This window comes from Mycobacterium sp. OTB74, from assembly GCF_029892685.1.
In the GTDB taxonomy this organism is placed as follows: domain Bacteria; phylum Actinomycetota; class Actinomycetes; order Mycobacteriales; family Mycobacteriaceae; genus Mycobacterium.
This window is the reverse complement of record NZ_JARXVD010000018.1, coordinates 47,160-65,744: the sequence shown is the minus strand read 5'-3', so window position 1 is coordinate 65,744 and position 18,585 is coordinate 47,160. Positions and strand designations below refer to the sequence as shown.

The following is an 18,585-nucleotide window of genomic DNA, read 5'->3' as shown; positions in this document are numbered from 1 at the left end:
TCCTTACAGGTTCGGGTGGGCGTCGGGCCGGCCGTGGGCGGCGAACTCCGCGCGCAGTGCGTCGCGATCGACGCGCGTCATCGGCACGTACGTCTCGGTGCGGGGCGGGCGCCACCAGATCGGATCCGTGGTGAGCCACGCATCCCGGCGTAGGGGTTTCTTGTCGATCTTTCCGTGCCCCACAACGGGAATGCTCTCGGTGACCCGGACGAAGCGGGGTGCCCACTTGGTGCCCAGATCGGGCTGCGCTGCCAGGAACGAGGAGAATCGCTGAGGGTCGAAGTCGCGGCCGGCTATCGGTTCGAGGACTGCCAGAACCTGGTCACCGCCCTGCGGGTCGGGCACACCGACAACGGCGACAGCAGCGGCGTCGTCGAAGCGGGAAAGAATGCGTTCCACCGGTGCCGCAGCGAAGTTCTCCGAATCCACCCGCAACCAGTCCCCCACCCGGCCGGCGAACCAGAAGACCCCATCGGCGTCTCGGTAGGCCAAGTCCCCCGACCAGAACCAACCGCCACGCAGCCTGTCGGCATCTGCCTCGGGGTTGTCCCAATACCCTTCGAATGCGCCGGCGGTGTCCTTGCGCACCAACTCGCCGATGGCACGTCCGGCGTTGCACAACCGGCCGTCGGCGTCGAGTAGCGCTGTTTCGCAGTCATTTCCACCCTCGTCGACCACGGCGATCTGGGCGCCCGGTGGCGCGGTGCCCAGCGAGCCGGGCCGGGCCGGCATCAGCGCGATGCCGCCCTCGCTGGAGCCGTACCCACTGAAGACCCGCACGCCGAAGCGCTTGCCGAACTCGGCCATGTCCCGCGGCGAGGCTTCCGGCGCGAGGACGAACTTCAGTCGGTGGTCACGGTCGTGCGCCGAGGGCGGAGTCGCCAGGATATAACCGAGGGCACGACCGACGGTGTTGGTGAAGGTGACGCCGTAGGTACGCACGTCGTCAAGCCAGGCGGTGGCCGAGAATCTGTCGCGTAGTACCAGCCGAGCGCCACTTGCCAGCGCCGGAAAAAGCGTCGAGGACAACGCATTTCCATGGGCCAGCGGCATGGGGCAGTACAGTGCGTCGTCGCCACGGAAGCCCATTTGGGTGGCCACCGCGGCCAAGCGGCGCTGACTGCATCTGGCCGCCTTGGGAGCCGAAGTGGATCCCGAGGTGAAGATGAGGAACAACAGGGTGTCCGGCGACGGCTCGACGAGCAACTCGTCGGTGACGGCAAGGGCCGAATCCCGATGTGCCGACCAGGGTTCGTCATCAACCCGCAAGGCCCCGGGAACGAGATGGCCGAAGGTGTCGTCGGACAGCACCAACTGACACTGCGTGTGAGCGATGTCGCGGGCCAGTTCCTCGCCGCGACGGGTCGAGTTCAGGCCGACGACGCAGGTGCCCGCCAGAGCCGCGCCGAAGATCTGGAAGACGTACTCGGGCACGTTGGGCAGCAATAACCCGACGTGGGGCGGCCCAGCCGCACCGAGACTCTCCCGCAACCACGCCGCCCGCATCGCGGCCTCCGCGCAGACCTCCCGCCACGTCCACTCGCGGTCGCCGTGGACCAGACCTATGGCGTCGTCGTCGGCGCGGTTGCCGATAAGTGCAGCAACGGTCTCGGCCTGCAGAGTTGTCACATCACTTCCCCGGTGTCGGCCGAGCCCCATCTTTACTGTCAATCATACGATAATAGCAATATAGCGCGGCTAGCCTTTCCGTTTGGCGGGGCTCAGACGAAGTCACTGCCACCATCGACGTTCACCGTCGCACCGGTCACATACCCGTTTCGCCGGGATGCCAGGTACGTGGTGATCGACGCGATCTCCTCTGGCAAGCCCGCGCGGCCGAGGTCGCAGGGCTGGTGAAAGTTGTTGTCAATCCAGGTCATAACGTCGGTCGGGTTGGACGCATCCAGACCGTCGGCGGCCAGGATGTCCTTGAGGTTCTCGGTGAAACTCGCGGTGACGATGGTGCCCGGGCACACGCAGTTCACCAGGATGCCGTCCTTGGCGAGACTTTTGGACAAGTTCTTCGTGACACTGCTCAATGCCGCCTTCGACGCCGTGTAGGCCACCAGTCGCGGGTTCTGCCGCTGGATCGAATGCGCGGACAGCGTGACGATGCGGGCCCAATCGGCGGCACGCAGCATCGGCAGGGCAGCGCGGATCGACCGGACCGCGGCCATGGTACCCAGACTGAACGCGGCATCCCACTGCGCGTCATCCATGTCCTCAAAGTAACCGTCACCTGGGCCGATGGTGTGCACCAAAGTGTTGAGCGTCCCCCACCGCTGCTCAACCTCACCGAACCCGGCCACGATCGATTTCGCGTCGGTCATGTCCACACTGATACCGACGGCGTCCGGCGCACCGGCTGCCAGACAGGCTTCCACAGCCTCCTCGAGGGCCGCCTCGCCGCGCGCCATCAGCGCTACCCGGGCCCCCTCAGCGGCCAATGTCTCGGCGATCGCACGTCCCATCCCTTTGCTGCCACCGGTTACCACGGCGGTCGCGCCTGCCAGACCCAAGTCCATGTCGTCCTCTCATTGCCAGATCAATGGCGGATCGCAGCCGGAGCATCCGGCTAACGGGTTGCGTTGTCCTTCAACAGTTCCGGTCGTGGCGCTTCGGCAAGTGCCGCGTCGATCGTCTCTGCAGCGACTCCCAGACCGCGCAGACAGAACCGCTGCACCCGGGTGCGCAGTTCGGTAAGGTCGCCGTCGCCCATCGCCCACTGGCTCTGGACGTTGGCCCAGACGACACCGTTGATCGACCGGCCTTCGCTGTCGGGGTCGATGTCGTCGAACAGTCCCAGATCCTTTCCGCGCTCCAGGTATTCGATGAGGGGACGCAGCATCTCGCGGTAGGCCGGTGCGACCAGTTCCGGTGTGGCGAACATCTGCGACTGTGCCTCCAACGACACCCGGCGCAGGTCCGGCCGGATCCGGTCGTCGAATACGAGATCGAGTCGCCCATCGATCCACGCCATCACAGCGCGGACCGGATTGGAGGCCTGCTCCATGGGCTTGCGGAGTCGACGTACCTCGCGCCGGGCCATATCCAGGAATACCGCTGCCAGCAGTTGATCTTTGGAGTCGAAATGGCGGTAGAAGGCCCTGGTGCCCAGCTTCGTTCGTTCCAGCACTGCCGCGACGCTCAACGCCGGCACCCCCTCGGCCCGGATGATGCGGGCCGCGGCAGTCAGGATCACGGCTCGGACCCGCGGGTCGGGCTCGAGGCGCTTGCGTCCGGCCGTTGATGCAGAGTCCATAGCGGCCGCCACTAGGCACTCGCGTCGTAGGCGGCGAGATACTCGGAGAACGCCTCGCGCACCTGTCCTTCGGTGAGCCCGAAGTCGGCAAGTTCGTAGTCGTGGGTACCGCGGTGACCGGGCTGGTGCCCATCGGCCCACGCCTGCACCTTGTTTCGCGCTGCATCGGTCAACTCCAGCCCCAGCTTGGCATAGGCATCGGCCACGGTCTTGACCGAATCGTGCTGCAGGTCCGCGAACGAAACGTCCACAAAACGGTCGTCGCCCACCTTCTTTCGGAACTCCATGGCGCGCCCGACGCCCTTTGCCCACCACGCGAGCTGTTCGGCGCCGAGTTCATGGGGTTCCCTGCGGTCGCTACTCCAGCTACGCACGTAGCCGATCAGACTGCATACCGACCCGAGAACTTTTACCGGATCACGGTGGCTCCACAGGAATTTGGCGTTCGGATAGGCCTCGACGAAGGCGTCGATGGCGAACATGTGCACCGGTGTACGCAAGTGCCACAGGTTCGGTTTGCAGCGCCACTGCAACAACTTGAGCACCTGACGATGGAACGTGTAGGTCTCGCGCATGTCCGTGTCCATCAACCACGCCGTGTAACTGGGAACTCGGACGACACCATCGAAGTGGTACGTGCGAAAGCTCATTCCCATGAGGTCTTGGCATTCAGTCGCCGCCTCGGCATCCGAACTCATCATGGTGTTGAAGTCCGGAAACATGGTGTTGATCATGGCGATACCCTCGGCGGCCGCAGCGATCCGCGGGTCGGTATGCTGGGTTGCCGCCTCTGGCGGCGGTGTCGGCGCCTGCGATTCCCAGGTCCGCAACGAGCGGAATTGCGGGTCGTTGGCGATGAGCTGCCCTAGCGCGGTGGTACCGGTGCGTGGCAATCCGAGGATGACCACAGGCCCGCCGATCACTTCGTCGTCGATCTCGGGGTGCTGCTTATAGGTCTCGACAATCTTGAGTCGCTGGATCAGGGCGTTACTGATGGTGGCATGTTGGATCACCCGGCCCATGTCGTTGAGTTCGGCCTCGGTGTTCAGCCCGTCAACGGTTCGCTCGAGACCTTCCCGGTAGTAGTCGGATCCGAAGTCGGCCAACCCAGTGGCGATCTGTGCACCCTCTTCGAGTTCGTCGGCAACCATGGTCATCGGTAGAACCTTTCGTGAACGGCGCGCCGGCGCGCCGCGATCACGCGCGCGCGTTCGTCGGGCGAGGTGATCCTGGTGTGCGGCGGCAGAGCCGCGACCGCCTCGTCTATCTTGACGATCCGAGTGCTCGGGACCGGAGCGGATTCTGTTCGCACACAACGCAGCAACACCGCCCCGTTACTGTGCCCGGCGGTGTCGAGCCAGTTCGCCACCCCCGGATCGCGAGGCGAGAGCACGAATCGGACCATTCCGTCGGCGTCGACGACCGCCTGGTGTCCGTTGAGGCTGGACTGGTGCCTGCCGTAGTTGATGGTCTCCAGCCACGGGTTGCCGAGCGAGACGCTCCAATAGGCGCCAACGGGCGGCTCGAACTCCAGCACCAGCGCTTCGTCGCTTCCGAGCTCGAAACGCGCTATTACGGGCCGATTTTCGGTCGCAGCACCCATCGAACTCATATCCGCCGGCGGGAGGAAACCGTTGGCGGGTGCCATGGCTCCGAAGTCGAGGAAGAACTTCAAGTTGTCATAGACGAACTCCCCCAACGCATACAGCGCACTGGCGACCACAGCGTCGGCGTTGACCTCATGCTCCGGCGGCGTGCTCACCTGGCCGATACGCTCGATGTCAAGCGTCGCGGGAGTTTCAGTATCCCAGTCGTACAGGAAGTTTCGCACCGTGAGCACCGGTCGATCGCCGGACAGTCGAAGCCAGTTGCCGGGGTGCTCATCGGCCGACAGGATCACCTCGAAGTTGCCGTCGGCGTCCGTTTCGAGTTCGTCGACCAGCCGACTGTCGGTGGTGGCCATGCCGTCCAGGGTCTGCAGCCCCACATAGCGGGCCGTCCCCCTGTTACCGAACAGTCGGTAGGTCTCGCCCGAGGCCAGATTGGCGTTGAAGTACACGCAGTCCGGGCACTCCAGGCCCCATGTGACGACGTCGTCCATCTTCGCGCGAACGACCGCCAGCATCGGGTCGGGCTCCGCGCGCAGCGCCATGTCGATGCCGACCGCGAGCAACACCATCAGGTGGCGCATCCCGGCTGCACTGTCACGGCCGTTCCGGTTGACCGACGTTGTGGCCACCAGTCGTTCCGCCGCGGCCAGCCGCTCCTGCAGATGTGTCCACGCGCGCCCCATGTCGTTGTCCGGTCCGCTGCCGGAGAGCGCGGCGTCAGCAATCGACTGCGGAAGCCACGCCATCGGGTTCTTCCACGCCGGCGGCGACTGCTCATCGGTCACTGCTGCTCCGCCCTGAGTTCGCACTATTTCGAAAATGATGTTTTCGAATATCGCTGACTATCACAGCAGGTTGGAGTTACTGTCAACCCTGTCCGACACGATGACCGCTCGGGAGTCTCAGTGACCACATCGCAGGTAATTTTCGACCCGTTCTCAGACGACTACTTCAACGCGCCGTACGCCACCTACCGGCGGATGCGCGACGAGGCACCCGTCTACTACAGCCCGACTTATGACTTCTACGCGCTGACACGGCACGCCGATGTTTCCGCTGCGCTCAAGGACACCGAGACGTTTTCGTCGTCGCGCGGTGTCGATCTGCAGATGGTGCAGTCCGGCGAGCCCGTGCCACCGCTGATCATCATGATGGATCCGCCGGATCACCGGCGGATGCGCAGCCTGGTCAACAAGGTGTTCACGCCGCGGGCCATCGAGCGGCAGCGCCAGACTGTGATGACGCAGATCAACCGGTTCCTTGCCGCGGCGAATCCCGACGATTTCGATGTGGTGCAAGACTTTTCGGCACTGTTCCCGGTCGAGGTCATCACCCAGATGCTCGGCGTGCCACCTGAACTGCGTCAGCAGGTCCGGCTGCTGCTGGATAAATCGCTCGAACGCGAATACGGCAAGGTCGAGATGCCGGAGGCGGGCCTGCAGGCCAGCATTGAGACCGGGCTGATGTACTACAACATCATTCAGGACCGCCGGGCCGCGCCGCAGGACGACATGATCAGCGATCTGATCGCTGTCGAGCTCGAACGCGATGGCGAGATGACCAAGCTGGACGACATAGAGATCACCGCGTTCGCCTCCATGCTCGGCGGCGCCGGGGCCGAGACGGTGACCAAGTTGGTAGGCAATGCGGTGGTGACGTTCGCCGATCATCCGGATCAATGGCAACAACTGCACGACGATCGCAGTCTGATCCCAGCAGCCGTCGAGGAACTATTGCGCTGGGAAGCGCCCGCTCAGTACCTGGTTCGGTACACGCTCAAAGACGTTGAGCTGCATGGTGAAACCATCCCGTCCGGCAACCCGGTGCTGCTGTGCCTCGGCGCAGCCAACCGGGACGAGCGCGCCTTCCCGGGCGCCGACACGTTCGACATCACCCGCGACCGCAGCCAGGCCCAGAACCTCGGACTCGGCTACGGCACGCACAGTTGCCTCGGCGCCGCGCTGGCCCGCATGGAGAGCATTGCCGCACTCGACCGACTGCTGGACTTCATGCCGCGCTATGAGATCCGGCGGGACGGGCTCCAGCGGGTGGCCATGACCAACGTCATCGGCTGGCACAACGTCCCGGTGCGGGTACTGCGCTGAGCGCCCCGGCGGGAGGTCCGCCGGGGCGCTCAGTCCTGATGAAGTTGTCAGTCGAGCTTGGAAGCCTGGTAGTACGCGATCTGCCAGCGCTCGGTGGTCCGCTCGATCACCACGCCGAGGAATGCCCTGACTGTCGGGCGATCCGGGAAGTCGAAGTCGGCACGGACATATCCGAGCGTCCGATGGGGCGACAACACACGGCTTGGAGAATTTCGTACTCCACTGTCATCCCGGGCGACTGGCTGGCGTAATAGTCGAGAACCCCTTGGCGGCCGACGCTATACGGTCGCAGCCCCTGAAAGATGGCGCCCTCGGTGAACACGTCCCACAATTGGGTAGGCTGCTGCGCGTCGATGGCCGCCTTCCAAGCGTCCAGGACGCCCTTCATGGCGTCCTTCACGATGTCAGTGTCCGGCACTTTGACCACCGTCCAGATGCAGAACCTCGCCGGTGACGAAACGTGCGTTCTCCAAATACAGCACCGCGTCGACGACATCGTCGACACTGCCCATATGTCCGACCGGGTGCAGTTGCGCCAAGGCCTCGTAAGTCGACGGATCGTGCATCGGCGTCTGAATGATGCCCAACGCAACGGCATTCGACCGGATACCGCGCTGCGCAAATTCGATGGCCAGCGACTTGGTGACCGCATTCAGACCGCCCTTGGTCAGCGATGCCAGCGCCGAAGGCACGGAGGACAGTGCGTGGTCGACCAGGCTGGTGGAGATGTTGACCACGTGGCCGCCTTGCCCTTCGGCCAGCATCGCGGTCACCGCTGCGCGCGTCAGCTCGAAGAAGCCACGCAGATTGACTCCGGCGATCGCGGCGAAATCCTCATCGGTGTAGTCGGTGAACGGCTTGGCGATGAAGATGCCCGCGTTGTTGACCACCGTGTCGATCCGCCCGAACCGCTCCAGGGCCGCGTCAGCAAGACGCTGGCCTAGGCCCGGCTCGGCGATATCGCCGCGAATGGCCAACACCATGGGATCGTCGCTTTGATCGATGGTCCGCGAATTGGCCACCACGGCGTAGCCCAGCTTCCGGTAGCCCTCGACCAGGCCGGCGCCGATACCCTGCGAGGCACCGGTGATCACTGCAACAGGTTGAGTGTTCATTGTTCAAATCCTTTGATCGGGAACATCTGTACGGACGGTTGGGGTGTTCGTATGTCATCAACGCAGTGACATCGCCGCATACTTCACGTCGGTGCAACTTTCTTGCTCCTTGTTGATAGGCATCGCCTCGCACTGGCTTAGGCTGGCCGAATGGAGCTTCGGCAGCTGCGGTACTTCATGACTGTGGCCGAGGAACTCAATTTCAGCCGCGCGGCCGATCGTCTGCACATTGCCGGCCCGTCGCTGTCCCAGCAGATCAAGGTGCTCGAGCGCGACTTGAAGGTGCGCCTATTCGACCGCGACCGCCGTACCGTCACACTGACCGCGGCAGGTGCCGCACTGCTGCCCCACGTCCGTGCGCTGGTCGAGCAGTCGGACGAATTACGAAGGCGTGCACAGGGATTGGCCCGATCCGAGCCCATCAGGATCGGCTACGTCAACTGGCGCCCGAAAGACCTTGCCGAACGCTGTGCCGGCGTGGCCCAACTGCACGTCGACACCTGGATCATGCCGTCCCACGCCCATGCCGCTCGAGTCGCCGACAACAGCCTCGACCTGGCGATCTGCTGGGTACTGCAGGACGACCTGGACTCCCTGGAACTCGATGCGCGACTGATCGGCGTCGATCGACTGTATGCGCTGTGCACGGGAGGTGACCCGACGCCGGTCGCCGCCCAGGACACTGTCGTACTGATCGATGCCGATATCGGTAGTTGGTCGTCCTGGAACCGCTACGGCGAACAGTTCGCCGCCGAGACGGGTGCCAAGCTGATTCGCGTCGACGACGGCGGAGTCACAGGCCCAGCGTTCTTCGAGCATGTACGCCGGCTGCGCGTTCCGGTGTTGAACAATCCGAAAGGCCAGACGGCCGCGCTACCGGGTGATCTGATCCAGCGCGAGATTATCGCGCCAATGCCACTGTGGACATGGTCGCTGGTCTGGCGGCGCGATGACGACAACACAACACTGCACGCGGTGATCGACGCGCTGACCCATGACGTCACCGCGCTGCCGGCCGACCCGGAAACCTGGCTGCCCGCTTCGGATCCACATCGACCGCACTGACCGGTAGATTGCGACTGCCCCAGCGCCAGAACAACTTCGGTGGCACTTCAGGGTTTCCCGGACCCGGGTGCCGCGACCGAACTTCGGAGGAGACCATCATGTGCGATTCCCGAATCACGGTGTCCTCGGAGTCACCATTCGAAGACCAGGTGGGGTATGCCCGTGCGGTCCGGATCGGCCCCCTGATCGCGGTCTCCGGCACCACCGCACCGGGCGACACCATGGCAGAGCAGGCGCGGGAAGCATTGCGGCGCATCGAAATTGCGCTGCGCCAGGCCGGGGCGGAAATGTCCGATGTGATCCGCACCCGGATGTACGTCACCGACATCAGCCAATGGCGCGACCTGGGTGCAGTGCACGCAGAGGTGTTCGGTGATATCCGCCCCGCAGCCACGATGGTCGAGGTCTCGGCATTGATCGCACCGGACCTACTGATCGAAATCGAAGTCGACGCCTACCTACCCGGCCGATGACAAATCGGCCCCCATCAATCCGACGGGGGCCGATTCGCTTGCGTTGACCGCGAATTGTCAGCTGGCACTTCCGGCACCAGCAGCAGCATGCGCCGCAGCCTTGCCGGCCCGCTTGCCAGCCGGGCTCGAGGTACCGGAGTTCTGCGACTTCTTCGTGATGCTTGCACCGGAGTCGGCCGATTTGGTCGCCGCGGCAACACGATCGGCAGCCCCCTGCACGGCCTTGCGTAACTGCTGACGGGTGGCGTTCGCCTTGTCGCCGTTGGCCTTTGCACTCTTGGTCGCGTCAGCCTTGGCCGCATCAGCCGTTGCCGTGTCAGTGTTGGCCGCGTCAACCTTGGTCGCGTCCACAGTGGTCTCGACGGCCTTGGTCAGGTCAGTCTTCGTCTTCTCAACCTTGGTCGCGACTTCGGAGACCTGTTCCTGCATTTGAGACTTCACGGTGCCGGCAGAATCGGACGGCGTCTGCGCTGCCGCGACCGGAGCGCTCAATAGCTTGAGCATGCTGGTGGCCGGAGCCGCTGCGGCACTCACCTGGGTCGCCGCGGCACTGATCGACGAGGTGGCGGCCGGCGAAGTCGCGTCTGCGGTCTTCGGCGTCAGCGCGGTCTTGATGTTGTCAACGGCCTCGTTGACCTGCTTGATGACCTCGGCGTTCACGGCCCGATTGAATTTGGTGAACGAGAACGACGCATCGGCAACGCTGTGGTTGATAGCCGTCGCAATCTGGGTCAGGTCACCGGTGGCCAGCGCATCAGTCACCTGATGACCGGCGGCGGCCAACTGCCGGCTCAACGTGCGGACCTGCATCTCCACCACTGCACCGAACGTCTTCTCCGGGGAGATCTGCTTGCCGTCCCAGTTGACCAGCGTCCAGCCATCTTCGGGGTTGCCCGCGACCACCACGTAGCTGGTATTGGTCAACGGATGGGTGGCGAATAGCGCGAGCTTGTCGCTCAGGCTCAGATTGTCGACGTTCATCATGGTCCAGAACATGATGGTGCCGCCGTGCGAGAACACGATCGGGTTGCGATCGCCGTTGTCATAGATGGTCTGCAGCGCACCGTTGACCCGAGACTCGAACTCATTGCCATCGATGGACCCGGGGATCCGGGCGTTGATGCCCTGCCCCTGACCGGTCAGCCACTGGATCGGAGCGACCAAGTAGCCCTGGAGAGAGTTTGCCTCCGGGGTGCCTTCGTAGTTGCCGGCCTCGATCTCCTGCAGGCCCGGAAGAACCTGAATGGGCAGACCGAGGTACTGGGACATAGGCGTTGCCGTCTGCTGGGTGCGCACCATGGTCGAGGCGAAGATGGCGTCGTAGTTGTTGTCGCCCAGGACGCTGACGATGTTCCGTGCCTGTTGCTGACCCAGCGGGGTCAGCACCGGACCCGGCGTCGAGGTATCGATGAACCCTGACAAGTTGCCGTAGGACTGACCGTGACGCACAAACGTCATCGTCATCATCTCGGCGGCCCAGGCGGGCAGGGCCGACATGACAAAGAAGGCACCGGCGGTCAGTGCAACCCCAAGGCCCTTCCATTTCGTGGAGCGCCGACGCCGTGAACCGACCGCGCTGCCATTCTGTACGTGGTTGAACATGCCCTCACCATCTCCGGAGTATTTACGCGCGTGATGGTGTCAGCCGATTTGCTGTGATCCAGGTAACCTTCCCAGTCAGTGGAAAGTATATTCACAGAATATTGACTGGCTTTTCGCTGCGTTATGCACTAAGGGTGGCGTTCCGCCAGAGCCCGTCGCGATGCCATTCAGGCCCCGAAGTCAGCCGGCAGCTCAGCAAACCGACCGTCCGCACCCGGCAGATATGCGGTGATATTTCTCACGGCCGAAACAGGCAGGGCACCGTACAAATGCGGGAACAGCATGGCCGCGGAATCGTCGGGTACCCCAGGCTCCCAGCGAACAGGCGCCTCAAGCAACGCCGGATCGCACACCAACAGCACCAGGTCCCGACGTCCGGCGTACAGCCGGTTTGCGGGCAGGTGCACTTGCTGCGGAGCCGAAAGATGAACGAATCCAACATCATCCAGAGAATCCGGGCGACGTTCGCCGACGGCCAAAGCATCGCGCCAATCGTCGGCACTGCAGAGGTGCACCAGCACCGTCGGCGTCGGGCTCATACCAACAGCGTGCCGGGCCGCATAAGCGGCGCTGACACTGCCCTAGATACGGCCCCACGGCAAACGGAAGGTTGCGTGAGACACGACACACCCGTGAATGGCCCGGGAACAAGGCCGTTCTCGAAAACGTCTGAGAGAGTAGAGATGTGTAACTGGCACAGCGCCCACGGCGGCGACGAGCAGATACGGAGGAGCTCATGAGCGCAACTCTGACCAGCCCCACTTTGACCCGGGCTGACCGCTGCGATCGGTGCGGCGCTGCCGCCCGCGTCCGCGCCAAGCTGTCATCGGGCGCCGAACTTCTCTTCTGCCAACACCACGCCAACGAACACGAAGCCAAGCTGGTCGCGTTGGCGGCTGTGTTGGAGGTTAGCGCGGAGTCCTGAGGGACCCGCGGGGCGGTAATGCGCGACTAGTGGCGTCGTTTCGGTAATGCTGACTGGTCATGAGTGACCAGCCACAGCCGATCAAACCTTCACGCCACCACATTTGGCGCGTTTTCCGACGAACCCTGACCAAGAGCTGGGACGACTCGATATTCGCCGAGTCGGCCCAGGCGGCTTTCTGGTCGGCGTTGTCACTGCCGCCCCTCCTGTTGGGTTTGCTGGGCAGCCTTGCGTACGTGGCTCCGCTGTTCGGTCCGCAGACGCTGCCGGCCATCCAGGAACGGTTGATCCGGACGGCCAGCAGCTTCTTCTCGCCCAATGTGGTCACCGAGATCATCCAACCGACCATCGGCGATATCGCGGCCGGGGCGCGAGGCGAGGTGGTGTCGCTCGGCTTCGTCATCTCGCTGTGGGCGGGCTCGTCAGCGATCTCGTCGTTCGTCGATTCGGTCGTCGAAGCCCACGACCAGACGCTGTTGAGGCACCCGGTGCGTCAGCGGTTCTACGCGTTGGGTCTGTATGTGGTGATGCTCGGTTTCGTCATCGCGACCGCGCCACTGATTGCCATCGGCCCGGCGAAGGTGGCCGAGCACATCCCCCAAAGCTGGTCCAACGCACTGCAATACGCCTACTGGCCAATACTGGTGCTGGGCGTGACGCTCGCGGTGACCGCGCTCTACCGGGTGTCGCTGCCCGCGCCGCTGCCCACCCATCGACTGGTGCTCGGCGCCGTGCTGGCAACCGTGGTGTTCATGATCGCGACCGTCGGGCTGCGTATCTACCTCACCTGGATCACCGGGACGGGCTACACCTACGGCGCACTCGCGACACCGATCGCATTCCTGCTGTTCGCGTTCATGCTGGGCTTCTCGATCATGATCGGTGCAGAACTGAATGCCGCCATCCAGGAGGAGTGGCCAGCGCCGGACACCCATGCCAGGCGCCTACGCGAATGGATCGGAGAAAAGGCCGAATCGCTCAACGGCGCCCAGAGCGACACCGCGCCGCAGGACTCAGCGGTTATTTCTTGAGGCGGCTATTTCTTGAGCTGCTCGTAGATCCGCTTGCAGTCCGGGCAGACCGGCGACCCGGGCTTGGGCGACTTGGTCACCGGAAACACCTCACCGCAGAGCGCAACGACATGGGTCCCCATGACCGCGCTCTCGGCGATTTTGTCCTTTTTGACGTAGTGAAAATGCTTGGGGCGGTCGTCATCCGTACCGTCGTCGACCTGTTCATCGGAATCAGTGCGTTCGAGGGTGTCGGTCTGCATGACATCCATTGTGCGCCATGCTTCTGTAGATGTTCAGCTCGGCCGAGGTTGGCCGGCGCAGCACCCGGTCAGATGTGGGACAGTAGAAGTATGAAACACGGCCCCGAGCTGAGTTTCGACGACGACGGTCGGCCGGTGCTCATCACTCGTGCTGCACCCGCATACGAGGAGCAGCATCGCGCACGCGTCCGCAAGTATCTGACCATCATGTCGTTCCGGATTCCGGCGTTGATCCTGGCCGCTGGGGCCTACGGCCTCTGGCACAACGGGCTGATCTCGCTGGCCATCTTGGTGGCCTCCATCCCCCTGCCCTGGATCGCTGTCCTGATCGCCAATGACCGGCCGCCCCGCAGCGCCGAGGAACCGCGCCGATACGAGGCCGTCCGCCGCACACCGCTGTTCCCGACCGCCGACAGGCCGGCCCTGGAGGAACGGCACCCCGTCATCGACAGCGATCCCGAACCCTGAGCGTCATTCTTTTGCCTTTCTAAGGACATTCTCAGGTCAGTTCGGCAAAACCGCAGGTCAGACGGCATGGGCGTAAGGAACTTCGGGAACTTCCGCACCACCTTCGGCGTTGAACCAATTGACAGTTCGAGCCGAGCAGGAGGCCGCAATGGCAAATGCCACCACAAGCCGTATCGATACCGACCTTGACGCCCAGAGCCCAGCCGCCGACCTGGTGCGTGTGTATCTGAACGGTATTGGCAAGACCGCGTTGCTCAACGCCGAAGATGAAGTGGAGCTGGCCAAACGAATCGAAGCCGGGCTGTACGCCGCGCATCTGTTGGAGACCAAGAAGCGGCTCGGCGACAACCGTAAGCGTGATCTTGCTGCCGTGGTACGGGACGGCGAAGCCGCCCGGCGGCACCTGCTGGAAGCAAACCTGCGCCTTGTGGTGTCACTGGCCAAGCGCTACACCGGTCGCGGCATGCCGCTGCTAGACCTGATCCAGGAAGGCAACCTCGGCCTGATCCGCGCCATGGAGAAGTTCGACTACTCCAAGGGCTTCAAGTTCTCGACTTACGCCACCTGGTGGATCCGTCAGGCCATCACCCGCGGCATGGCAGACCAGAGCCGCACCATCCGTCTGCCCGTGCACCTGGTCGAACAGGTCAACAAGCTGGCCCGGATCAAGCGCGAGATGCACCAGAACCTGGGCCGCGAGGCCACGGACGAGGAACTGGCTGAAGAGTCGGGTATTCCGGTGGAGAAGATCAACGATCTGCTGGAGCACAGCCGCGATCCCGTGAGCCTGGACATGCCGGTCGGCACTGATGAGGAAGCCCCGCTGGGCGATTTCATCGAGGACTCCGAGGCGCTGTCCGCTGAGAACACCGTCATCTCCGAGTTGCTGCACACCGACATCCGGCACGTGCTGGCCACCCTGGACGAGCGTGAGCAACAGGTGATCCGCCTGCGCTTCGGGCTGGACGACGGCCAGCCGCGCACCCTCGATCAGATCGGCAAGCTGTTCGGCCTGTCCCGCGAGCGCGTTCGCCAGATCGAGCGCGAGGTGATGGTGAAGCTGCGTCACGGTGAGCGGGCCGAGCGCCTGCGGGCTTACGCGAGCTGAGCGAGCAGTCCGACACCGCGAGCTGAGCGAGTAGTCCGACACCGCGAGCTGAGCAACATCCAGAACTGACCCAACCGAACACGTAGTGCCCGCCGGTAGTTACCGGCGGGCACCGCGCATTTGTGGGTGCCGTGCGCGCCGCGCGAATCACACCGCGTACGGCGATGTTGGAACCCAGTTCAGGCGGTCAAACCGGTAAGCTGAGCCTTAGCAGAGGCCTGGAAGGTTTGGCATGAACGATCTGATCGACACGACTGAGATGTACCTGCGGACGATCTACGACCTCGAAGAAGAGGGCGTGGTGCCGCTGCGTGCGCGTATTGCCGAGCGGCTCGAGCAGAGCGGACCGACCGTGAGCCAGACCGTGTCGCGGATGGAACGCGACGGACTGCTGCACGTCGCCGGTGACCGGCACCTGGAATTGACCGAGAAGGGCCGCTCGCTGGCGGTATCGGTGATGCGTAAACACCGGCTGGCCGAACGCCTACTGGTCGACGTCATCGGCCTGCCGTGGGAGGAAGTGCACGCCGAGGCTTGCCGCTGGGAGCACGTGATGAGCGAGGACGTCGAGCGGCGTCTGGTGCAGGTCCTGGACAACCCGACCACCTCCCCCTTCGGCAATCCAATTCCGGGCCTGTCCGAACTCGGGGTGATGCCGTCGAGCGACGCAGACGTCAGCCTGATCCGGCTCACCGAACTGCCCGTCGGATTCCCGGTCGCGGTCCGGGTCCGACAGCTCACCGAACACGTTCAGGGCGACATCGAGCTGATCGCCCGGCTCAAGGATGCCGGCGTGGTGCCGAACGCGCGCGTCACCGTCCAGGTCACCGACCACGGCGGCGTCATGATCGTCATCCCCGGGCATGAGCAGGTCGAATTGCCGCACCATATGGCGCATGCCGTGAAGGTGGAGAAGGTCTAGCGCGCTCACGCCGACCGGCCGAACGTCCGTCGCGGCGGCATGTTCACACCGAGGCGATTGCCCAGCCGATAACCGGTGAGCCCCAGTTGGCGTATCTGGTCAGGGCGCATCCCGGTTTGCAGGGCTGTGTCGAGCATGCTTGCCATTCGATGCTTGGGGTCGATCCCGAGTGCCGCCTCAAGGGACACTCCGGCGAGTGGCCCGTCACCGCGCGCGTACGCCGAAAACGCCAGCAGCACAAGCGCTTCGATGCGCCACAGTTCTGGAAGCGTGCGGCTCAGCAGCGCCCATAGTGACTCTGCGGCACCGGCGTCCTCACCAACCGCCAACCCGTACAACGTGTCGCGTACCCGGGTGTCCCGCACGGTGCATGCCAGCCGCACCAGGTTCGTGCCGGTCAGGTTGCCCCCTGCACCGACCCGCTCCGCGCACGCCATGGCATGCTCGACGTCCGCGCGCACCTCTGCATCGTCGCGATCAACATAATTCATTGTCTCCGAATACTTTTCGATCGGGCCACGCAGCGATTCAGTGCGGTTCACGTCGGTGGTGGTGATCACCTCCACCAACTCGGAACGGCGCGCATACAGCCGTCGGCCATCGAGGACAGCTGCCATGGTCACCGGTGATGAGGCCGGATCTTCGACGATTCCGGCATTGCCACAAGTGTCAGCGCACTGCCACCGACCGCCGGCTTCGACGCGGTCCACCACGTGCATGCCGTACAACTCGATGCCTTGATCGCCCAATGACGCCCCGAGTTCACGGCTCAGCGTGCGGTAGGCATCCACACACATCGAGCAATCGATCCCGTCCTTGTCGACGACCACTGCGATGACCGCATCCGCAGACCCTGCGGCCGCCATGTCGGCGAGATGGTCCAGACCATCGGTCAGGGATTCGGACAGGTCGACCCTCATCACTGCGCCCATCTCCCCCGCGATGACCGTGACGAGCACCAACGACTTCTCTGGAACGAAGCCGAGCACCGCCGGTATCGCGGCGATCAACGCGCCGGGTCGGTTGAGGTGGAAGTCGAAAGCTGAATTGGAAGTTGTCATGTACAGAACCTCGCAGTGGGTTCCGTCAGGTATCGGCGAGGAAACCGGCCGATCAGCCCGGCTGTGAATCAAGTTGGATCTGTGGATAACTCTCCGGTGCATCTATGCGTTTGCGTGTTGTTCGGCATGGTCGGGATGCGCGTGAGCCCGGGCCGTGTAAATCTGGCAGTCATGGGTTCCACGCAGGAGTACGACCTCGTCGTCATCGGTTCGGGTCCCGGCGGGCAACGTGCGGCGATCGCCGCTGCCAAGCTCGGTAAATCTGTCGCCGTCATCGAGCGCGGCAGGATGCTGGGCGGTGTCTGCGTCAACACCGGCACCATCCCGTCCAAGACGCTGCGCGAAGCGGTCGTGTACCTGACCGGGATGAGCCAGCGGGAGCTATACGGCGCCAGCTATCGCGTCAAGGACAAGATCACCCCGGCCGATCTGCTGGCACGCACCCAGCACGTCATCGGCAAGGAAATCGACGTGGTCCGCTCGCAACTCATGCGCAACCGCATCGAGCTGTACACCGGCCACGGCCGGTTCCAGGACGACCACACCATCGTCGTCGAGGACCCCAATCGAGCCGAACTCGTCACTGTCCGTGGCCATTTCATCGTGATTGCCACCGGCACCATTCCGGCCCGCCCCGCTGGAGTCGAGTTCGACGAAGAGCGGGTGCTGGACTCCGACGGCATCCTGGACCTCAAATCGCTGCCCACCTCGATGGTGGTGGTCGGCGCGGGTGTCATCGGCATCGAGTACGCATCGATGTTCGCCGCGCTGGGTACCAAGGTGACCGTGGTGGAAAAGCGTGACTCCATGCTGGATTTCTGCGATCCGGAGATCGTGGAGTCCCTCAAGTTCCACCTGCGCGACCTGGCGGTGACGTTCCGGTTCGGCGAGGAGGTCACCGGGGTCCATGTCGGTGCCGCCGGGACCGTCACGACGCTGGCCAGCGGCAAGCAGATCCCGGCCGAAACGGTGATGTACTCGGCAGGCCGCCAAGGCCAGACCGATCACCTCGACCTGCCCCGCGCAGGACTGGAGTCCGATAACCGGGGCCGGATCTTCGTCGACGACAACTTCTGTACCAAGGTCGATCACATCTATGCGGTCGGCGATGTCATCGGCTTCCCTGCCTTGGCAGCGACCTCGATGGAGCAGGGTCGGCTGGCGGCCTATCACGCGTTCGGCGAGCCCACCAAGGGCATGATGCAGCTGCAACCCATCGGCATCTACTCAATTCCCGAGGTGTCCTACGTCGGTGCCACCGAGGTCGAGCTGACCAAGGACTCGATCCCCTACGAGGTCGGCATCTCGCGGTACCGCGAACTGGCTCGCGGCCAGATCGCCGGCGACTCGTACGGCATGCTCAAGCTCCTGGTCTCCACCGAAGACCTAAAACTGCTGGGCGTTCACATCTTCGGCACCAATGCCACCGAGTTGGTGCACATCGGGCAGGCCGTGATGGGGTGCGGTGGGACGGTCGAGTACCTGGTGGACGCGGTGTTCAACTATCCGACGTTCTCCGAGGCCTACAAGGTGGCCGCGCTCGACGTGATGAACAAGCTCCGCGCGCTGAACCAGTTCAGGGCCTAGGCCCGACTA

Annotated in this window: 20 protein-coding genes; 9 read left to right on the top strand and 11 right to left on the bottom strand. The window is 63.8% G+C overall.

Going from position 1 to position 18,585, the window contains the following annotated elements; all coding sequences use genetic code 11:
- Nucleotides 1-3: 3 nt before the first annotated feature.
- The 5 genes from M2432_RS21590 to M2432_RS21570 form a co-directional block, all read right to left on the bottom strand.
- A complete protein-coding gene (locus M2432_RS21590) occupies nt 4-1,629 on the bottom strand; it encodes an AMP-binding protein (RefSeq protein WP_280828878.1) in 1,626 nt (541 codons plus the stop codon).
- Between the two features lie 92 nt (nt 1,630-1,721).
- Nucleotides 1,722-2,525, bottom strand: coding sequence for an SDR family oxidoreductase (locus M2432_RS21585; protein ID WP_280828877.1), 804 nt, complete (start codon nt 2,523-2,525; stop codon nt 1,722-1,724).
- 50 nt (nt 2,526-2,575) lie between these two features.
- Nucleotides 2,576-3,262 carry a TetR/AcrR family transcriptional regulator gene (locus tag M2432_RS21580; RefSeq protein ID WP_280828876.1) on the bottom strand — a complete coding sequence of 229 codons (687 nt, stop codon included), beginning with the start codon at nt 3,260-3,262 and terminating at the stop codon, nt 2,576-2,578.
- An 11-nt stretch (nt 3,263-3,273) separates the two neighbouring features.
- Complete coding sequence (locus M2432_RS21575) at nt 3,274-4,419, bottom strand: sulfotransferase (protein ID WP_280828875.1); 1,146 nt, start codon at nt 4,417-4,419, stop codon at nt 3,274-3,276.
- Nucleotides 4,416-5,618 (bottom strand): DUF1214 domain-containing protein, encoded by a 1,203-nt coding sequence (locus M2432_RS21570; RefSeq protein WP_280828954.1) that lies wholly within the window; start codon nt 5,616-5,618, stop codon nt 4,416-4,418. The genes M2432_RS21575 and M2432_RS21570 overlap by 4 nt, the downstream gene beginning before the upstream one ends.
- Before the next feature lie 159 nt (nt 5,619-5,777).
- Here M2432_RS21570 and M2432_RS21565 point away from each other — a divergent pair, with 159 nt between their 5' ends.
- Nucleotides 5,778-6,977, top strand: coding sequence for a cytochrome P450 (locus M2432_RS21565; protein WP_280828874.1), 1,200 nt, complete (start codon nt 5,778-5,780; stop codon nt 6,975-6,977).
- Nucleotides 6,978-7,024: 47 nt separating this feature from the next.
- Here the strand turns inward: M2432_RS21565 and M2432_RS27995 are convergent, their stop codons facing one another.
- Both M2432_RS27995 and M2432_RS21555 read right to left on the bottom strand, forming a co-directional pair.
- Complete coding sequence (locus tag M2432_RS27995; protein ID WP_348536331.1) at nt 7,025-7,174, bottom strand: hypothetical protein; 150 nt, start codon at nt 7,172-7,174, stop codon at nt 7,025-7,027.
- 207 nt (nt 7,175-7,381) lie between these two features.
- Entirely contained in the window at nt 7,382-8,092 is a 711-nt protein-coding gene (locus M2432_RS21555; RefSeq protein WP_280828873.1) for an SDR family oxidoreductase, read from the bottom strand.
- Nucleotides 8,093-8,242: 150 nt separating this feature from the next.
- Between M2432_RS21555 and M2432_RS21550 the strand changes: the two genes are divergently transcribed.
- On the top strand, nt 8,243-9,157 hold the full coding sequence (locus M2432_RS21550) for a LysR family transcriptional regulator (RefSeq protein ID WP_280828872.1): 915 nt from the start codon (nt 8,243-8,245) through the stop codon (nt 9,155-9,157).
- Nucleotides 9,158-9,255: 98 nt separating this feature from the next.
- Nucleotides 9,256-9,630: a RidA family protein gene (locus tag M2432_RS21545; RefSeq protein ID WP_280828871.1), complete on the top strand. Its 375-nt coding sequence runs from the start codon at nt 9,256-9,258 to the stop codon at nt 9,628-9,630.
- 57 nt (nt 9,631-9,687) lie between these two features.
- Here the strand turns inward: M2432_RS21545 and M2432_RS21540 are convergent, their stop codons facing one another.
- Nucleotides 9,688-11,232 carry a histidine phosphatase family protein gene (locus tag M2432_RS21540; protein ID WP_280828870.1) on the bottom strand — a complete coding sequence of 515 codons (1,545 nt, stop codon included), beginning with the start codon at nt 11,230-11,232 and terminating at the stop codon, nt 9,688-9,690.
- 167 nt (nt 11,233-11,399) lie between these two features.
- Nucleotides 11,400-11,771: a DUF952 domain-containing protein gene (locus M2432_RS21535; protein WP_280828869.1), complete on the bottom strand. Its 372-nt coding sequence runs from the start codon at nt 11,769-11,771 to the stop codon at nt 11,400-11,402.
- A 197-nt stretch (nt 11,772-11,968) separates the two neighbouring features.
- Here M2432_RS21535 and M2432_RS21530 point away from each other — a divergent pair, with 197 nt between their 5' ends.
- Complete coding sequence (locus M2432_RS21530; protein ID WP_280828868.1) at nt 11,969-12,157, top strand: hypothetical protein; 189 nt, start codon at nt 11,969-11,971, stop codon at nt 12,155-12,157.
- A gap of 59 nt (nt 12,158-12,216) precedes the next feature.
- Nucleotides 12,217-13,188 carry a YihY/virulence factor BrkB family protein gene (locus M2432_RS21525; protein ID WP_280828867.1) on the top strand — a complete coding sequence of 324 codons (972 nt, stop codon included), beginning with the start codon at nt 12,217-12,219 and terminating at the stop codon, nt 13,186-13,188.
- A 5-nt stretch (nt 13,189-13,193) separates the two neighbouring features.
- Here the strand turns inward: M2432_RS21525 and M2432_RS21520 are convergent, their stop codons facing one another.
- Nucleotides 13,194-13,430 carry a DUF3039 domain-containing protein gene (locus tag M2432_RS21520; RefSeq protein WP_280828866.1) on the bottom strand — a complete coding sequence of 79 codons (237 nt, stop codon included), beginning with the start codon at nt 13,428-13,430 and terminating at the stop codon, nt 13,194-13,196.
- A gap of 90 nt (nt 13,431-13,520) precedes the next feature.
- Between M2432_RS21520 and M2432_RS21515 the strand changes: the two genes are divergently transcribed.
- The 3 genes from M2432_RS21515 to M2432_RS21505 all read left to right on the top strand — a co-directional run bounded on the left by M2432_RS21515 (nt 13,521) and on the right by M2432_RS21505 (nt 15,928).
- On the top strand, nt 13,521-13,898 hold the full coding sequence (locus tag M2432_RS21515; RefSeq protein ID WP_280828865.1) for a DUF3099 domain-containing protein: 378 nt from the start codon (nt 13,521-13,523) through the stop codon (nt 13,896-13,898).
- A gap of 118 nt (nt 13,899-14,016) precedes the next feature.
- Nucleotides 14,017-15,006, top strand: a complete 990-nt coding sequence (locus M2432_RS21510; protein WP_280828953.1) for a sigma-70 family RNA polymerase sigma factor — start codon at nt 14,017-14,019, stop codon at nt 15,004-15,006.
- A gap of 232 nt (nt 15,007-15,238) precedes the next feature.
- Nucleotides 15,239-15,928 carry a metal-dependent transcriptional regulator gene (locus M2432_RS21505; RefSeq protein WP_280828864.1) on the top strand — a complete coding sequence of 230 codons (690 nt, stop codon included), beginning with the start codon at nt 15,239-15,241 and terminating at the stop codon, nt 15,926-15,928.
- A 5-nt stretch (nt 15,929-15,933) separates the two neighbouring features.
- Here the strand turns inward: M2432_RS21505 and M2432_RS21500 are convergent, their stop codons facing one another.
- The gene (locus tag M2432_RS21500) at nt 15,934-16,989 is read right to left on the bottom strand and encodes a DUF4192 domain-containing protein (protein WP_280828863.1); all 1,056 of its coding nucleotides are present in this window, start codon (nt 16,987-16,989) and stop codon (nt 15,934-15,936) included.
- A 171-nt stretch (nt 16,990-17,160) separates the two neighbouring features.
- Between M2432_RS21500 and sthA the strand changes: the two genes are divergently transcribed.
- Nucleotides 17,161-18,576 carry a Si-specific NAD(P)(+) transhydrogenase gene (gene sthA, locus M2432_RS21495; protein ID WP_280828862.1) on the top strand — a complete coding sequence of 472 codons (1,416 nt, stop codon included), beginning with the start codon at nt 17,161-17,163 and terminating at the stop codon, nt 18,574-18,576.
- Nucleotides 18,577-18,585: the final 9 nt, after the last annotated feature.

What these genes read in the sequence shown, in the direction of transcription:
- M2432_RS21545 (WP_280828871.1), top strand. Translation starts at nt 9,256, where the DNA reads ATGTGCGATTCCCGAATCACGGTGTCCTCGGAGTCACCATTCGAAGAC.
- M2432_RS21500 (WP_280828863.1), bottom strand. Translation starts at nt 16,989, where the DNA reads ATGACAACTTCCAATTCAGCTTTCGACTTCCACCTCAACCGACCCGGC.
- M2432_RS21525 (WP_280828867.1), top strand. Translation starts at nt 12,217, where the DNA reads ATGAGTGACCAGCCACAGCCGATCAAACCTTCACGCCACCACATTTGG.
- M2432_RS21540 (WP_280828870.1), bottom strand. Translation starts at nt 11,232, where the DNA reads ATGTTCAACCACGTACAGAATGGCAGCGCGGTCGGTTCACGGCGTCGG.
- M2432_RS21585 (WP_280828877.1), bottom strand. Translation starts at nt 2,525, where the DNA reads ATGGACTTGGGTCTGGCAGGCGCGACCGCCGTGGTAACCGGTGGCAGC.
- M2432_RS21575 (WP_280828875.1), bottom strand. Translation starts at nt 4,419, where the DNA reads ATGACCATGGTTGCCGACGAACTCGAAGAGGGTGCACAGATCGCCACT.
- M2432_RS21520 (WP_280828866.1), bottom strand. Translation starts at nt 13,430, where the DNA reads ATGCAGACCGACACCCTCGAACGCACTGATTCCGATGAACAGGTCGAC.
- sthA (WP_280828862.1), top strand. Translation starts at nt 17,161, where the DNA reads ATGGGTTCCACGCAGGAGTACGACCTCGTCGTCATCGGTTCGGGTCCC.
- M2432_RS21580 (WP_280828876.1), bottom strand. Translation starts at nt 3,262, where the DNA reads ATGGACTCTGCATCAACGGCCGGACGCAAGCGCCTCGAGCCCGACCCG.
- M2432_RS21530 (WP_280828868.1), top strand. Translation starts at nt 11,969, where the DNA reads ATGAGCGCAACTCTGACCAGCCCCACTTTGACCCGGGCTGACCGCTGC.
- M2432_RS21570 (WP_280828954.1), bottom strand. Translation starts at nt 5,618, where the DNA reads ATGGCGTGGCTTCCGCAGTCGATTGCTGACGCCGCGCTCTCCGGCAGC.
- M2432_RS21515 (WP_280828865.1), top strand. Translation starts at nt 13,521, where the DNA reads ATGAAACACGGCCCCGAGCTGAGTTTCGACGACGACGGTCGGCCGGTG.
- M2432_RS21555 (WP_280828873.1), bottom strand. Translation starts at nt 8,092, where the DNA reads ATGAACACTCAACCTGTTGCAGTGATCACCGGTGCCTCGCAGGGTATC.
- M2432_RS21550 (WP_280828872.1), top strand. Translation starts at nt 8,243, where the DNA reads ATGGAGCTTCGGCAGCTGCGGTACTTCATGACTGTGGCCGAGGAACTC.
- M2432_RS21535 (WP_280828869.1), bottom strand. Translation starts at nt 11,771, where the DNA reads ATGAGCCCGACGCCGACGGTGCTGGTGCACCTCTGCAGTGCCGACGAT.
- M2432_RS21505 (WP_280828864.1), top strand. Translation starts at nt 15,239, where the DNA reads ATGAACGATCTGATCGACACGACTGAGATGTACCTGCGGACGATCTAC.